The sequence below is a fragment of the Micromonospora sp. CPCC 206060 genome (assembly GCF_036906895.1).
Lineage (GTDB): Bacteria > Actinomycetota > Actinomycetes > Mycobacteriales > Micromonosporaceae > Micromonospora.
The window spans coordinates 25272-39292 of record NZ_JBAKHU010000047.1; the positions used below are offsets into that span (position 1 = coordinate 25272).

Here is a 14021-nt window from a genome sequence, read left to right on the forward strand (position 1 = left end):
AATCAGTAGTCTGCCCACTGCAAACGACGCATTGGATCAACTGAACGGTGCACTGTGGAGGACCTGAACGCTCGATCCGGGTCTTCCCGGGCCAATCGTAGGGTCGGGAATGCGATTCGCTGATGCCGCGGTGCCGGCCGAGTGGGCGGCGGAAACTCTCGTCTACGCGGAGTTCCAGGGTGAGCCGGCCGGGACTGCACCCCTGACCTGGGCCCAGCAGGTGATGTGGCGGGCGGCGGCCCGCTCCGGATCCAACCACGCCTTCCTCAACCTCCGGCGTACCGTCGCGGTGTCCGAGCGGGTTCCGGCCGACCTGACCGGCGTCACCCGGGCGGTCGGCATCCTGCTGGGCCGGCACGGCGCGCTGCGGACCCGGGTCCGCCCGGTCGACGGTGAGCCGCACCAGGAGACCGCGGTGGCCGGCCGGTTGCCGCTGCTGGTCGTGCCGGCCGACGCCGACGACGCCGGGGCGGCCCAGGCCGTCGCCGAGCGACTCGCCGCCGTCGCGTTCGACCACGCCGAGGAATGGCCGCTGCGGGTGGCCCTGGTGCTCGCCGGTGACCGGGTACGGCAGATCGTCGTGGTGTTCAGCCATTCCACGGTCGACGCCCACGCGGCCGAGGTGGTGCTGCGGGACCTGCGGCTGATCCTGCTGCGCGGCGCGCCGACCACCCCGCCCGGTCCGCAGTCGGTGGACGTGGCCCGGCTCCAGCACGGGGCCGACCGCCGTCGGTCGGAGCGGGCGGCCGACTACTGGCTACGGGAGTACCGGCGGCTGCCGGCGCAGCCGTTGACCCCGGTCGGTCCGGGTCTCACCCCCCACCTGCACCGGGGCGTGCTGGTCTCCTCGGCCGTCGACCTGGCCGCCCGGCTGATCGCCGCGCGCCAGCGGGTCAGTGTCTCCGCGGTCCTGCTGGCCGGGATGACCGCGTCGGCCGTCGCCCGGTCCGACCGGGAGGTCTGCGGGCTGTTCCCGATGGCGCACAACCGGTTCCGCGGCGGGTACGCGAATGCCGTGGCGAATCTCGGCCAGATCGGATTCTGCGTGGTGGACCTGGCCGACCGGCCGGGCTTCGCCGCTGTCGTGGACCGGGTCTGGCAGGCGTCGCTGGATGGTCTGCGGCACGCCTATTACGATCCGGTGGCACTGCGCCGGAAATTCGAGGACGAGGGCTACGACTACGGCACGGCATTCCTGCCGCATTACTATTTCAACGACGTGCGGCTCGCGGTCGGCGGCGCCGACCCCATTCCCGACGTGACGGAGCGCGACCTGCGTGCCGCAATGACGCGGAGTCAATTCTCCTGGACCGCGCCACTCAGGCAGGCATCCTGGCACCTCCTGACCCACCTGGTCGACGAGCCGGGCGGGGTGGGCGTCACCCTCACTGTGGACACCCGGTACATCCCGGTGGAGTCGGTGGAGCCGATCCTGCGGGGTTTGGAGGAGTTGCTGGTCGACGCCGCCCTGCGGGACGTGCCCTGGCCGTGGTCGACGACCGACCGGATCCCGTCCTGACCCCGGCGGATAACATGAGCAGTGCTCATTCCCCAGTCGACCCCGGCCACCGATCCGGCGCAGGAGGAACCGACGTACGCGGAGTTCCAGGGCGGGCGGTCCCGGTCCGGCCCGATCACCTGGGGCCAGCGGGCGGTGTGGCTGACCGTCGATCTGTTCCGGTCCCCGCAGGCGTTCGTCAACCTCCGGCGCGTCCTGACGGTCTCGGCGCGGGCCGACGTCGACGTCCCCCGGGCGCTGCGGGCGTTGGGGGCGCTGGTCAGCCGGCACGAGTCACTGCGGACCCGGGTCCGCCTGGTCGACGGGGAACTGCGCCAGGAGGCGGCGGACCGGGGTCGGCTACCGGTACGGGTGCACGCCGTGGCGGAGGTACCGGCCGACCCTGACGGCCGGGCCGCCGCAGAGCTGCTGACCTGGCAGTTGGGCGACCCACGCTTCGACCACACCACCGAGTGGCCGATCCGGGCCGCCCTGGTCACCGTCGACGGCCGGGTACGCCAGGTCGTCGTGGTGTTCAGCCACTCCACCGTGGACTTCCACGCCACCGAGACCGTCCTGCGGGACCTGCGGATGCTCGTCCTGCGCGGATCGGTACCCGGCCCGCCGGGTCTCCAGTCGCTGGATGTCGCCGAGCGGGAGCAGCAGACCGAGCGACGCCGCTCCGACCGGTCGGTGGCCTACTGGGTCCGGCACTTCCCGGCCTTCACCGTCGGCCTCTTCGAGCCGGTCGGGTCCCCGACCGGCCCCCGATTCCGTCGGGGCTCGCTGTTCTCGTCGGCCGGGTACGACGCCGTCCGGCTGATCGCCGCGCGGCACGGGGTGAGCAGTTCCACGGTCCTGCTGGCGGCCACCGCCGCCGTCACCACCGCCATGGATGGGCAGGATGTCTGCGGCATCGTGACGATGGCGAACAACCGCTTCCCGCCGCAGTACGACACCGCGGTCAGCAAGCTCAACCAGTTCGGGATCTGCCGGATCGACCTGGCCGACCGGCCCGACTTCGCCGCGCTGCTGCCCCGGGCCGAGCAGGCGGCCCTGGACGCCTACCGGCACGCCTACTACGACCCGGACGCGCTGGCCGTGGCCTTCGCCGAACTCGGCCACGACTCGCATTGGATGCTCGCGCCGTTCTGCTACCTCAACGACATCCGGCTGCCGCACGAGCCGGGCAGCGCCCACACCGGCCCGGACGAGGCGACGCTGCGGGCGGCTGCCGCCCGATCCACGTTCCGCTGGCTGGAGGAGCTGGACGGGTTCGTCTGGCGGTGCCGGATCCAGATCGTCGACGCCCCCGGCGCGGTCGAGCTGGTCATCACCGTGGACACCTGGTACCTGCCGGCGGACCGGGCCGAGCGGTTGCTGCGTACCGTCGAGGCGCTGCTGGTCGAGGCGGCCTTCCGGGCGGTGCCCTGGCCGTGGTCGCCGACCTGACCCGGTGAGCGCCCACGACGGTGCCGCCTCCACCGCCCCGGATCCCGTCGACCGTGGTATTCGAATCGAAAGGGCAATTCCGGGCTGTCTGCCATGTCGCCAGTGGGGCGGATCGCGCATTCATCCGGCCGCTCCGGGACGGCGTGGGCGCATGACATGCCCCCGTGCCGACGCGCGTACGTGACATCCGACCGATGATCGGATAGACAACTGCCGCACAGGAGAGCGTCGGCGCGGGCCCGGGTGACGGTGCCGACCGCGACGCTGTCGGACCAGGTAGCGGTACGGGCCCGGTGGCGGGGGACCGTAGGCTGCCGTCCTGTGACAGGTGATGAGAAGCCCGAGTCGCGGCTGTCCCCCTACGAGGACTTCTCGCGCGAGGAGTGGGCGCAGCTGCGGCAGTCCACACCGATGCCGTTGCGAGAGGCTGAACTACGGGATTTGCGGGGTCTGGGTGACGTGCTGTCCACCGACGAGGTCGAGCAGGTGTACCTGCCACTGCGGCGGCTGATCAGCCTGTACCTGTCCGCCACCGCGGATGTCCGGCAGGTCACCACCGCCTTCCTCGGCCGTGAGCCGGTTCGGGTTCCCTACGTCATCGGCATCGCCGGCAGCGTCGGCGTCGGTAAGAGCACCGTCGCCCGTCTGCTCCGCGCGCTGTTGGCCCGGCTGCCACACCGTCCGACCGTCGATCTGATTACCACCGACGGGTTCCTCCTGCCGAACGCGGAACTGCAACGCAGGGGACTGATGAAGCGTAAGGGTTTTCCGGAGAGTTACGACCTGGAGGCGCTGGTCCGGTTTCTCACCCGGGTCCGGTCCGGCGAACGGTGGGTGTCGGCACCGGTCTACTCGCACCTCACCTACGATCTGGTCCCCGGGGCCGTGCAAACCGTGGACCTGCCGGACATTCTCATTGTCGAGGGCCTCAACGTCCTGCAGCACGGTGCCCGCCGACGGGCGTCCGCCCCGACCGTCCTGGTGTCGGACTTCCTCGACTTCACCATCTACCTCGATGCCGATCAGGAGAGCATCCGACGCTGGTACATCGAACGTTTCCTGGCACTGGTCGACACCGCCTTCCGGGAGCCGCAGTCCTACTTCCACCGGTATGCGACGTTGAGCCTGGCCGAAGCGACCGAGACGGCCGGACGGATCTGGGACGAGATCAACCAGCCGAATCTGGAGCAGAACATTCTGCCGACCCGTGGTCGCGCCCGGCTGATCCTGCAGAAGGACGACGGTCATCTCGTGCATCGGATCCGGCTGCGGCGGGTGTGATGCCGGGCCCGGTCGAATTGTTGCGGCCCGATGGTCGGACACCCCTATGATCCGGAGACCGGTCAGGCGCCGCACGGACCTGCGACCCGGGCCTGAGCCGGCCTGACCCGGCAGCGACCGCCCGCGCCACGGGGGCCGGTGCGGACGATCCGGGAGGGGCTCCACGTGGAACTCATGCTCACCATCGCACTGCTGGCGGCCACGGTCACCACCGGACTCATGGCCGGTCTCTTCGCCGGCTTCGCCTTCGCGGTGATGCCGGGCCTGCGCCGGGCCGGGGACCGCACCTTCGTGGACGCGATGCAGCAGATCAACCGGGCGATCCTGAACGGCTGGTTCCTCGGCTGTTTCCTCGGTGCCCCGGTCACGCTGGGGGCCGCCACCCTGCTGAGCTGGCTCGGCGACGAGCACCGGGTGCTGCCGTTCGTCGGCGCCGCGCTGCTGTTCTACCTGGTCGTGTTCGGGGTCACCGCAGCGGTCAACGTCCCGCTCAACAACCGGCTGGACCAGGCCGGGCCACCGGATCTCGTCCGGGACGTCACCGCCGTCCGCCGGGCCTTCGAGTCCCGGTGGGTCACCTGGAACGTCGTCCGGGCCGGGGCGGCCACCGCCGGGCTCGGCTGCCTGGCCTGGGCCCTGGTCCGGCACGCGGCGTGACGGGCGCCGTCCGGAACGGGCGCGGCGCACCGGGTGAGCCCGGTGCGCCGCGCCCACCCGGTCAGTCCCGGTTCCGTTGCCGGCGGTACCGCGCGATCAGTGCCGCGGTGGAGGAGTCCACCGCACCGAGGTCGACGTCGGTGCCGGTGAGCAGCGGGGCGAACTGGTTGGCCATCACCTTGCCCAGCTCCACACCCCACTGGTCGAACGGGTTGATGTCCCAGATGGCGCCCTCGGTGAAGACGATGTGCTCGTAGAGGGCCACCAACTGTCCGAAGGTGGCCGGCGTGAGCCGGGGCGCGACGATGGACGTGGTCGGGTGGTTGCCCGGCATGACCTTGTGCGGCACCAGCCCCGCAGCGGTCCCCTCGGCTGCCACCTCCTCCCGGGTACGGCCGAAGGCCAGCGCCGCGGTCTGCGCGAAGAAGTTCGACATGAACAGGTCGTGCATGTCGCCGATATCGTGGTTGGGCTCGCTGAACGCGATGAAGTCGGCCGGGATCAGCGCGGTTCCCTGGTGCATGAGCTGGTAGAAGGCGTGTTGACCGTTGGTGCCGGGCTCGCCCCAGAAGATCTCCCCGGTCCGGTACGTCACCGGTGCCCCGCCGACGGTCACCGACTTGCCGTTGCTCTCCATGGTCAACTGCTGCAGGTACGCCGGGAACCGGTGCAGGTACTGCGAGTACGGCAGTACCGCGTGGGTCGGCGCGTCGAGGAAGGTGGTGTACCAAACGTTCAGCAGGCCGAGCAGAGCCGGGATGTTCCGCTCGACCGGCGTAATCCGGAAGTGCTCGTCCATGGCGTGGTAGCCGGCCAGCATCTCGCCGAACCGTTCCGCCCCGATGGCCAGCATCACCGACAGGCCCACCGCCGAGGGGAGCGAGTACCGGCCGCCCACCCAGTCCCAGAACCCGAACATGTTCTCCGGGTCGATGCCGAAGTCCTGCACCCGCTGCCGGTTGGTGCTCACCGCGACGAAGTGCCGGGCGACCGCCCCCTCGTCACCGCCCAGCCCGGCCAGCAGCCAGCGCCGCGCCTCCCGCGCGTTGGCCAGGGTCTCCTGGGTGGAGAAGGTCTTGGAGACCACCACGAACAGGGTGCTGGCCGGGTCGAGGTCGTGGATCTTGTCGTGGATGTCCGTGGGATCGACGTTCGACACGAACCGGCAGGTGAGACCGGCGTCGCGGTACGCCTTCAACGCCTCGTACGCCATCACCGGCCCGAGGTCGGAGCCGCCGATACCGATGTTGACCACGGTGCGGATCCGTTCCCCGGTGTGCCCCTGCCACTGGCCGGAGCGCACCCGGTCGGCGAACGCGGCCATCCGGTCCAGCACGGTGTGCACATCGGCCACCACGTCCTGACCGTCCACCACGAGCGCGGCGTCCCGGGGCAGGCGCAGCGCGGTGTGCAGCACCGCCCGGTCCTCGGTGGCGTTGATGTGTACGCCGGAGCACATGGCAGCGATCCGCTCGGTCAGCCGTACCCGCCGGGCGAGCGCGGTGAGCAGCGTGACGGTCTCGTCTGTCACGAGGTTCTTGCTGTAGTCGACGTACAGGTCGGCCGCCTGCCCGGCGAGCCGCTCCCCGCGCTGCGGGTCGGCGGCGAACAGCTCCCGCAGGTGGGTACCCCGCATCTTCTCGGCGTGCTCCCGCAGGGCCTGCCACTCGGCGGTGGTGGTGACATCCGTGACCATCCGGACGCTCCTGTTTCTTGTGGTTCTTCCCGGCACTGCACCGTCGTTGGTGATCCGTTCAGCCTGCCACTGCGCTGCCGGCCCCGTGACGGGCACCCTCAGATCTGCCCGGGCGACGGTCGACGACCGGTTGCGGATGTGGTGCACGGACGGGGAGGTGGACCACGTCACGGTCCGCCGGTACCTGGTCGAGGCGCGGTTGCTGTTCCGGGCGAACGGCGTCTACTGGGCGAGCCTGGCGTCGACCCCGCAACCGGGCCCTGCCGAGCGCTACGTCACGGCCATGGGGCTCGGCTGACGGTGGGCTGACTCAACCCGTACGGGACGGTGCGACGTCGCTGTCGGCGTGCCGGGGCGGGTCGAGGGGGAAACAGCCGGCGAAGGGGTCGGGCCAGGTGCGCCAGGTGTCCTCGCCGTCGGCGAGTTCGGCGTCGGTGAGCAGGCAGCCGGTGAGGGTACGGTGCAGGTCGACCGGGTCGGTGTCCAGACCGATGAGGACAAGGTGCTGGTGGCGGTCGCCGTAGTAGGGATCCCAGTCGAGGGCGGCGGCGAGCCGGCGCTGGTTGTCGACGTGTGTCCACCGTACGTCGGGTAGGGCGGTCAGCCAGGGGCCGAGTCCGGCCAGGGCGAGACCGCCGCCCGCGAACTCCCAGCCGATCACGGTGTCGGGTTGGCTGGCGAGCCAGATGTGCCCTCGGGAGCGGATGATCTCGGCGTTGACCTCCTCAAGGACGTCGTGCAACCGGGCGGGGTGGAACGGCCGGCGGGCCCGGAACACGGCGGAGACCACGCCTTGGTCGGGTTGCGGCTCGTGTAGGCCGAGGGCGTGGCCCTGCAGGCCCCGGTTGAGGACGCTGGGGGTCTCCGGGCGGTGCCGGTGGGTGTGCCGTAGCCGGCGGGTGAGGTCGTGGGCGTCGACGAGGTCGCCGTCGAGGCGGAAGTGGGCGGCCCAGGGGGCCATCCGGTGGAGCAGGACGGCGAGGCGGTCGGTGTCGTACGGGCCGTCGGGGTGCCGTCCCCACAGGACGACCGTGTCGGCGTACTCGATCTGGCGGGCGATGACGTCGGCGAGGCCGCGGTGGTCGTCGTCGGCGGCCTGGATGCCGAGGGTCCGAAGGTCGTCGGTGCTGGTCAGGCCGTCGAGCAGGTGTTCGGCGTCGACGACGGTGAGGTAGGAGTCGACGCGGAGCAGGTCGGTGAGCGGTGTGCCACCGACGAGGCAGTGGGCGCAGGCGGCGGCGACGGCCTCCGGCTCGACCACGTCGGGGAGCAGGAGGAGCAGGTCGCGGCCGGTGCGGGCGAGTCGGGCCAGGGTGGGCAGCACGTCCTCGCGCAGGGTGCAGGAGACGCAGCCGTGGACCAGGGTGACCTGTTCGTCCTCGACGATGCCGCTACCGGTGCGGACGACGCGGCGGACCATGCCGGCCCGGATGCCGGTCAGGTCGTGCCGGATGAGCAGCAGGGACGGGTCCGCCGCGAGCAGGGCCCGGGCGGTGGCGAACGTCGCGGCCGGCCAGAACCCGCTGAGAACGGTCAGCGCCGGACGGTTGTCGGTGGACGTGGTCGTGGCGTCGCGTGGTGCGGGTGGGGACGGCATCACGGTCCTCTCGTCTTGTTGAAAACGATTTTCATTGTATGGCAAGCTGCTGCCGGTGTCGGCGGTCGGGTGGGGTGTCGGTCGACCCGCTGGCCATGCTTCGGTGCGCGGTGTCCCACTCCCACCGGCGCACCCGCCGCCGGTGGAACCTCAACCTCCAGCAGCACCGCTACTGGCTGCCGTCCGAGCGGCGCTGGGTGACCCTCACCCTCACCGCGAAGGCGCTCAAGACGGTCGACCGCAAGGGGATCGAGAAGGTCGTCGCTGAACTGCGCGCCCGGGGGGTGAAGCGCTAGATGGCCCGCCAGACCGATGTCCGACCGATGGTCAGGCTCCGCAGCACCGCCGGCACCGGCTACCCGTACGTCACCCGCAAGAACCGCCGCAACGACCCCGACCGACTGGTGCTGGGTAAGTACGACCCGCTGGTCCGCCGGCACGTCGACTTCCGCGAGGAACGCTGACGTCAGGTCCGCTGGCCGGCGCGGCCCGGATCGCGGCCGGGTCAGCCTGGATCGCTGGCCGGGTCAGGTCGGGGTCGGGGTCAGGTCGAGCACGTCGCGGGCGAACCGGTGGATATTCGCCACCGTCCGTTCGCGGCCACCGGCGGCCTCCACCATCAGCAGCAGATGCCGGACCCCGGGCAACTCCGCTGCGGCGCGGATCCGGTCCCGGCACCGGTCGACCCCACCGACCGGGTGCAGGTCGAGCAGGTGTGCGACGTACCGGTCCCGCCGGTGGGCGGATCCGGTGGACCCGTCGAGCCGGACGTAGTCGTCGGTACCCGCCAACAGGCCGGACAGTCCGGGACGGACCGTCTGCGCGGCCGTCGCGTCGTCGTCGGCCAGGTACGCCAGGTGCGCGCTGGCGTGGTCGACGGCGCCGGGATCGTGCCCGTGCGCCGCCGCCACCTCGGCGTACCGTTCCAGCAGCGCCGCCTTCTCGGCCAGGGTGGCGTGCATGCCCAGCAGCAGCGGGAAGCCGTGCCGGGCGGCGAGGTCCACGGTCGGTGCCGAGGTGGCGGCGATCCACACCGGTACCGGCCGGCGCGGTCGGGGTACGACGTGGACCGGCCGGAACGGGAAGGCGGCGTTGCCGGCAACGACCGGCGCCCCGGACAGCCACGACGCCAGCAGGTCGACCGCGTCGGCGAAGCCCTCCGCGTAGCGGGCCAGGCCGGTGCCGAACACCTCCAGGTCGACCCAGGGCCCGCCCCGGGCGATCCCGAGGCGGAACCGCCCGCCGGACAGTTCGTCGAGCAGGGCTGCCTCCTCCGCCAACGCGACCGGATGCCGGTTGGACAGGATGCAGGCGGCGGTGCCGACCGTGATCCGGCGGGTCGCGCCGAGCAGGTGTCCGGCGAAGGCGACCGCCGACGGGCAGGCCCCGTACCGGATGAAGTGGTGTTCGGCCATCCACACGCCCGCGTACCCGGCGGCCTCGGCGGCAAGCCCGTACGTGTGCGCGTCGGCCAGCGCCTGCGCGGCGCTCGCCCCGGGGTGCTGCCCGGCGAGCAGGAACAGGTGGGCCTCGACCGGCTGCCCGCCCGGTCGCCGGGGGTCCCGGTGGTCGACGGTCGACGCCATGGTCCTCCCCGGCTACCCGCAGGGACAGTAACGATTGTCATTATGGCTACCTGTCGAGCAGACCATGTGCCTGCCCTGTGGTCAACCGGCCACTCTGCCATCGGCCGCGTCCGGGCATAGCCCGCCGCGGTTTTCAGGATGTCGGGGTGTCCGAGCCGTCCGGATGCCCCGACATCCTGAAAACCGCAGCAGGTCGCGGCGCGGCGGGGCGTGCCGGCCGTGCCGGGCGTGCCGGGCGTGCCGGCCGTGCGGATCGTGCCGGCTGTGCGGGTCGGGTCAACCGGCGAAGGGCAGTGGGGCGAAGCCGGTCACCCCGGGCCGGACCCGGAACAGGGCGCCCGCCGGTGCCGGGTCGTCGGCCGGTAGTCCCTGCCGGGAGGTGGTGACGTACAGGTCGGCGTACCCGGGGCCGCCGAAGGTGCAGGCGGTCGGGCGGGCCACCGGCAGCTCCACCACCGCCGAGAGCCGACCGTCCGGGGTGTACCGGCGCACCGCACCACCGTCCCAGAGCGCCACCCAGATCCCGCCGTCGGCGTCCACGCAGAGCCCGTCGGGGAGTCCCGCCTCCGGCGGCACGGTCACCACCGGCCGCCGGTCGGCCAGCTCCCCACTGGTCGGGTCGAAGCAGAACGCATCCACCCGCCGGGTGGCCGAGTCGACGTAGTAGGCGGTCCGACCGTCCCGGGTCCAGGCGAGCCCGTTGGAGACGGTCACCCCGGTCAGGACGGTGTGCACCGAGCGGTCCGGGTCGAGCCGGTAGAGCGCCCCCCGGCCGGGTGCCGCGTCGTACGCCATCGAGCCGCACCAGAACCGGCCGAGGGGATCGCAGCCGCCGTCGTTCATCCGTACCGACGGGTCCGACCAGACCTCCGGCAGCAGCTCCACCGTGTCGTCGGTGAGCAGCGCGAACCCCCGCCCGACGGCGGCGACCAACCCGCCGCCCGCCCTCGGGCGCAGCGCGGCCAGCACGTCCGCGACGTGCCGGCGGCCGATGCCGCCGGTTACCGGATCGTAGGAGAGCAGGTCCCCGGCGAGCAGGTCCACCCAGCACAGCCGTTGCTCGGCCGGGCACCACACCGGCCCCTCGCCGTGCCCGGCGACCACCGGGGTGACCTGCTCGACGTCGTTGCCGCCACCCCGCACGGGACGGCTCACAGGTAGTCACCCGGCCAGTGGAAGGCGCCGGGCGCGGTGAGCAGCGCCGTCAGGTGCTCGGCGGAGGCGCGTACCGGCCGGACCATGCCGGTGGCGTCGGTCTCGGCCACCGGGTCGGTCAGCAGGCAGGGCAGGGCCAGCTCGATCGCCGGGTCGGCGGGTAGCCGGGCCTCGATCCGCGGCACCCCGGCCGCCTCGGCCCGGGCCGCCACGGTGCTGAACAGGGCGGCCAGGGCGTCCTCCTGACCGGGCCAGACCGCCACCTCCACGACCCGCAGCCGGTCGCCCGACCGCTGGGTCACCAGGTACCCGCCCACCTGGCCGTGCCGCCGCGCGACCAGCAGTTCCGCCGGTGGCGCGTACCAGAACGGCACCCGGCGCCCCCAGTCGTCGGCGGTGCGGACGGTGCTCAGCGGGCGACGGGCGTTGAAGGCCCGGTGCACCGGGGCGATCTCCGGCCAGTCGGCCAGCGGGGCGGGCCGCACCGACCAGCCCGGCACGGCCGGTGCCGCCGGCCGGACCGGTCGACCACTGCGGTAGCCGAGGGTGAACGGTTGGAAACCACTGCTGCGGTACACCTCGGGGGTTCCGGTGAACAGCAGCGACCAGGCACAGCCGTCGGCGGCCATCGCCGTGCCGGCCAGTTCGAGCAGGCGCCGCACATGGCCCCGCCCCCGGGCCGACGGGCGGGTGGCCACGTTGGCCACCCCACCCACCAGGTCGATGTGCCCGGCGGCGTCGCGTACCCGCCGGGGCAGGTAGTAGACGGCGGCGAGCACCTCCGTGTCCCGTACCGCCACGAAGGTGCGCGGCAGCCGGCCCGGATCCCGGGCCCAGAGCAGGCCGACGTCCGCCCCGTCGAACGACTCGGCCCAGGTGGCCAGCAGCGACGGTACGTCCGCGGCCGTGGCCGGCCGGTGGATGACGCCGTCGGTCATGCCGGGGCGAGCCGGTTGCGCTGCTGACCGAGCCGGTCGATGGCGACGCTCATGGTGTCCCCGGCGGTGAGGTACGGGAACCGGCCGGACAGTGCCACCCCCTGCGGCGTGCCGGTGTTGACCACGTCGCCCGGTTCGAGCACCAGGTATCGGGACAGGTGCCAGATCAGGTACGCCACGTCGAAGATCATGTCGGCGGTGGACGAGTCCTGCCGGGGCTCGTCGTTGATCCAGGAGCGCAGCCGGAGCTGCTGGGGGTCACCCACCTCGTCCGGGGTGACCAGCCACGGTCCGAGCGGGTTGAACGTCTCGCAGGACTTGCCCTTGCCCCACTGGCCACCCGGATCGGCGAACTGGAAGTCGCGTTCCGAGACGTCGTTGGTGACCGCGTACCCGGCCACGTGGGCCAGCGCCTCGGCCGGGGACTCCAGGTAGCGGGCCCGGGTGCCGATCACCACGGCCAGCTCCACCTCCCAGTCGGTTTTCGTCGAGCCGCGCGGGACGAGCACGTCGTCGTGCGGACCGACGACCGTGTTCGGGGACTTGAAGAACAGGATCGGCTCGGCGGGTGGCTCGGCGCCGGACTCGGCGGCGTGCGCGGCGTAGTTCTGCCCGATGCAGAGCACCGCGCCCGGTCGGGCGATCGGCGCCCCGACCCGCTGCCCGGTGACGTCGATGCGCGGCAGCGGGCCGGCCGCGCGTACCCGAGCGACCGGGTCGGCGGCGAGGAACGCCCCGTCGATGTCGGCGGTCACCCCGCTCAGGTCGAAGTGGCCGGTGCCGTCGAACAGCACCGGCCGCTCCGCGCCGACCGGTCCGATCCGCATGAACCTCATGGTGTGTCTCCCGATGTGTCAGGTGGTCACGGTCACTGGGCGGGTACGGCGACGACCGTGCCGCTGTGCCGGGCCGTCTCGGCGGCGAAGACCGCCAGGTGGCTGGCGAGCGACTCGTCCAGCCCGGACCGGATGTGCCGGCCGTCGCCGGTGGCGACCGCCCGGATGTACGCGTCCATCACGCCGCTGTCGCCGCCGCCGTGGTCGTCGGCGGCGGTGGAGCCGCCGACCGTACCCGCGTCGAGCTGCTCGATCGTGTCGGTGCGGAAGTCGTACACCCGGACCCGTTCCCCGTCCCCGGTGAGCATCCCGTGCGTGCCGAACAGCCGCGTCTGCCGGTGGGTCTGCGCGGTGAACGCGGTCATGGTGAACGTGGCGGTCACCCCGCCGGTCAGTTCCATCGCCACCACCTGATGGTCGACGACGTCGTTGTCGCTGGCGTAGACGCAGCGCCCGTACGGGCCGGTGCGCAGCGCCTCGGTCAGCGCGGCCTCGTCGGTGCCGTCGGTGACCACGCTGACCGGCCAGACCGGGCCGCGCTCGCGCAGCGTGGGCAGGTAGAGCTTCAGTGCCGAGTACGGGCAGGTCGACTCCACCGGGCAGTCCAGGCACCGGTCGGCGGCCCCGGCCGGGCGCTGGTCGGGGCGGAAGTGCCGCAGCCCGCCGAAGCTGGCCACCCGCTCGATCCGCCGGCCGGTGACGTAGCTGAGCCAGTCCAGGTCGTGGCTGGACTTCGCCAGCAGCATCGGGGTGGCCAGGTCCTCCCGCCGCCACGGACCCCGGACGTAGGAGTGCGCGTAGTGCCACCAGCCGACCGGCTCCAGGTGCTGGACGCTGACGATCTCACCCAGCACCCCGCTGTCGACCACCCGCTTCACCAGGTCGGTGTACGGGGTGTAGCGCAGCACGTGGCAGACGGCGAAGAGCACGCCGGTGGCGCGTACCGCCGCGACGATCTGCCGGCACTGCTCGGCAGTGGGCGCCAGTGGCTTCTCCACCAGCATGTGGTGGCCGGCCGAGGCGAACGCCACGGCCGGCTCCACGTGCATCCGGTCCTGGGTGGCGATGATGACCGCGTCGGCCGGTACCCCGGCCAGCAGCAGGTCCTGCCAGTCGGCGAAGCCGACCGCGCCGGGGTGTGCCGAGGCGACCAGGTTCCGCTGGTGCGCGCGCGGGTCGGCGACCGCGACCAGGGTGGCCCGCTGCGGGTGGTCGGCCACCCAGCGGGCGTACGTCTGGCCCCGGTTGCCGGCGCCCACCAGCGCCACCCGCACCGGCCGGTCCTGCTGCTCCACGACACTCTCCTCTCTCGCCACCCGTGGGGG

14 protein-coding genes are annotated in these 14021 nt (G+C 72.3%); 7 read left to right on the plus strand and 7 right to left on the minus strand.

Translation table 11 applies throughout. From position 1 onward, the window contains the following. Positions 1–109: 109 nt before the first annotated feature. The 4 genes from V6U90_RS24110 to V6U90_RS24125 all read left to right on the plus strand — a co-directional run bounded on the left by V6U90_RS24110 (position 110) and on the right by V6U90_RS24125 (position 4888). The gene (locus V6U90_RS24110) at positions 110–1519 is read left to right on the plus strand and encodes a condensation domain-containing protein (RefSeq protein WP_334440932.1); all 1410 of its coding nucleotides are present in this window, start codon (positions 110–112) and stop codon (positions 1517–1519) included. Between the two features lie 21 nt (positions 1520–1540). Then, a complete protein-coding gene (locus tag V6U90_RS24115) occupies positions 1541–2950 on the plus strand; it encodes a condensation domain-containing protein (protein WP_334440935.1) in 1410 nt (469 codons plus the stop codon). A 321-nt stretch (positions 2951–3271) separates the two neighbouring features. Next, positions 3272–4231, plus strand: coding sequence for a type I pantothenate kinase (gene coaA, locus V6U90_RS24120; RefSeq protein ID WP_334440936.1), 960 nt, complete (start codon positions 3272–3274; stop codon positions 4229–4231). A 174-nt stretch (positions 4232–4405) separates the two neighbouring features. Further along, positions 4406–4888 carry an anthrone oxygenase family protein gene (locus tag V6U90_RS24125; RefSeq protein ID WP_334440972.1) on the plus strand — a complete coding sequence of 161 codons (483 nt, stop codon included), beginning with the start codon at positions 4406–4408 and terminating at the stop codon, positions 4886–4888. Positions 4889–4949: 61 nt separating this feature from the next. On the opposite strand, the gene pgi is transcribed toward V6U90_RS24125, so the two are convergent. Next, positions 4950–6584 (minus strand): glucose-6-phosphate isomerase, encoded by a 1635-nt coding sequence (pgi, locus tag V6U90_RS24130; RefSeq protein WP_334440937.1) that lies wholly within the window; start codon positions 6582–6584, stop codon positions 4950–4952. 85 nt (positions 6585–6669) lie between these two features. On the opposite strand from pgi, the gene V6U90_RS24135 reads away from it, so the two are divergent. Further along, positions 6670–6882: a DUF2087 domain-containing protein gene (locus V6U90_RS24135; protein WP_334440939.1), complete on the plus strand. Its 213-nt coding sequence runs from the start codon at positions 6670–6672 to the stop codon at positions 6880–6882. 12 nt (positions 6883–6894) lie between these two features. Here the strand turns inward: V6U90_RS24135 and V6U90_RS24140 are convergent, their stop codons facing one another. Then, positions 6895–8184, minus strand: coding sequence for a CobW family GTP-binding protein (locus tag V6U90_RS24140; protein ID WP_442933664.1), 1290 nt, complete (start codon positions 8182–8184; stop codon positions 6895–6897). 92 nt (positions 8185–8276) lie between these two features. Here V6U90_RS24140 and rpmB point away from each other — a divergent pair, with 92 nt between their 5' ends. Beyond that, complete coding sequence (gene rpmB / locus V6U90_RS24145) at positions 8277–8477, plus strand: 50S ribosomal protein L28 (RefSeq protein WP_334440974.1); 201 nt, start codon at positions 8277–8279, stop codon at positions 8475–8477. After that, complete coding sequence (gene rpmG / locus V6U90_RS24150; RefSeq protein WP_334440943.1) at positions 8478–8645, plus strand: 50S ribosomal protein L33; 168 nt, start codon at positions 8478–8480, stop codon at positions 8643–8645. It abuts the gene before it with no gap. A gap of 63 nt (positions 8646–8708) precedes the next feature. Here the strand turns inward: rpmG and V6U90_RS24155 are convergent, their stop codons facing one another. From V6U90_RS24155 to V6U90_RS24175, 5 genes are all read right to left on the minus strand, one after another. Next, entirely contained in the window at positions 8709–9767 is a 1059-nt protein-coding gene (locus V6U90_RS24155; protein WP_334440945.1) for an LLM class flavin-dependent oxidoreductase, read from the minus strand. Between the two features lie 276 nt (positions 9768–10043). Then, complete coding sequence (locus V6U90_RS24160; RefSeq protein ID WP_334440947.1) at positions 10044–10922, minus strand: SMP-30/gluconolactonase/LRE family protein; 879 nt, start codon at positions 10920–10922, stop codon at positions 10044–10046. After that, the gene (locus tag V6U90_RS24165) at positions 10919–11860 is read right to left on the minus strand and encodes a GNAT family N-acetyltransferase (RefSeq protein ID WP_334440948.1); all 942 of its coding nucleotides are present in this window, start codon (positions 11858–11860) and stop codon (positions 10919–10921) included. Before V6U90_RS24165 ends, V6U90_RS24160 begins: the two co-directional genes overlap by 4 nt. Further along, entirely contained in the window at positions 11857–12687 is an 831-nt protein-coding gene (locus V6U90_RS24170) for a fumarylacetoacetate hydrolase family protein (RefSeq protein ID WP_442933665.1), read from the minus strand. Before V6U90_RS24170 ends, V6U90_RS24165 begins: the two co-directional genes overlap by 4 nt. A gap of 41 nt (positions 12688–12728) precedes the next feature. Next, positions 12729–13991: a Gfo/Idh/MocA family protein gene (locus V6U90_RS24175; RefSeq protein ID WP_334440951.1), complete on the minus strand. Its 1263-nt coding sequence runs from the start codon at positions 13989–13991 to the stop codon at positions 12729–12731. Positions 13992–14021 lie beyond the last annotated feature (30 nt).